This is a genomic window from Streptomyces sp. NPDC007896, from assembly GCF_042959425.1.
GTDB lineage: Bacteria > Actinomycetota > Actinomycetes > Streptomycetales > Streptomycetaceae > Streptomyces.
On sequence record NZ_JBIBKX010000007.1, the window covers coordinates 534,983 to 535,885 of the forward strand.

Here is a 903-nt window from a genome sequence, read left to right on the forward strand (position 1 = left end):
TGCACGAGCGCGTTGGTACCCGGCCCCTGCGGCGCGGCCAGCGAACCGTCCGCCGCGAGCTCCTCGAAGTCGAGCGACATGTGTCCTCCTCATTCATTAATGAAAACGATTGTCGTTTCCGAACGAGGCTGACATTAGGCCGATACGGCACGTTGCGCAAGGGCGTCTCATGGACCGATCCGAAACGCACCGACCTCGCCCAGGAAGCCAAGGGCCTTCGCAGTGGGGGATGCCGGGAGCTGAAGGGCGGGGGTGAACGGATCGCCGATGTCCTGCCGGACCATCGTGGGGACACCGAGCGCGCACAGGCTCGTACGCGATCTGCAGACGAGACTGGACGGACCACTGACAACGACCGGTACGCGCATGCGGGAGGGGCCGGAAGCCAGGTACCTGGAAATTGGAGGCCGGTTACCGGCCTCGCACAGAGTCCCCCTGTGGGATCGGCCGAGTGATCACTGTTCTTCGTGCTTGGGCGGGGTGAGGTCGGGAGGGTAGCCCTTGGCGCGAAGGAATGCGTCGAGCGCTATGGCGACGATGTCGCCGTGCTGGACACCGTGGTCCGCGTGATATCGGCGGATGCGCCGCTGCAATTGGAGAGCGTCGGGGACGGCATAGTTGATCTGCCCACGACTGGTGTGCCTGCCATTGATGACCTCCAATGTGCCCGGATGAGGCGCCAACGGGTCGTCGGTCAGGTCGGATTGCGCTTCGAGAGCTTCAGCGACTTCACGTAGCTGACGGGCGTGGCGCGAGAGATCGGGCATGGGCTGCTCCAGTCCGGTCGCCTAGTCGACTAGCTAGCCGCCTAGGGGGTGTCCGATGGGTCGTGTGACGCCGTGCCCAGAAGCTCGTTCCCTGAGACATGGGGCGGGGGGACCTTTCGGATGAAGAGTGGGCTCG

At 64.6% G+C, this 903-nt stretch carries 1 protein-coding gene; it reads right to left on the reverse strand.

What is annotated here, in order from left to right; all coding sequences use genetic code 11:
* Positions 1–455: 455 nt before the first annotated feature.
* Positions 456–767 carry a hypothetical protein gene (locus ACFZDJ_RS25195; protein ID WP_390928993.1) on the reverse strand — a complete coding sequence of 104 codons (312 nt, stop codon included), beginning with the start codon at positions 765–767 and terminating at the stop codon, positions 456–458.
* Positions 768–903: the final 136 nt, after the last annotated feature.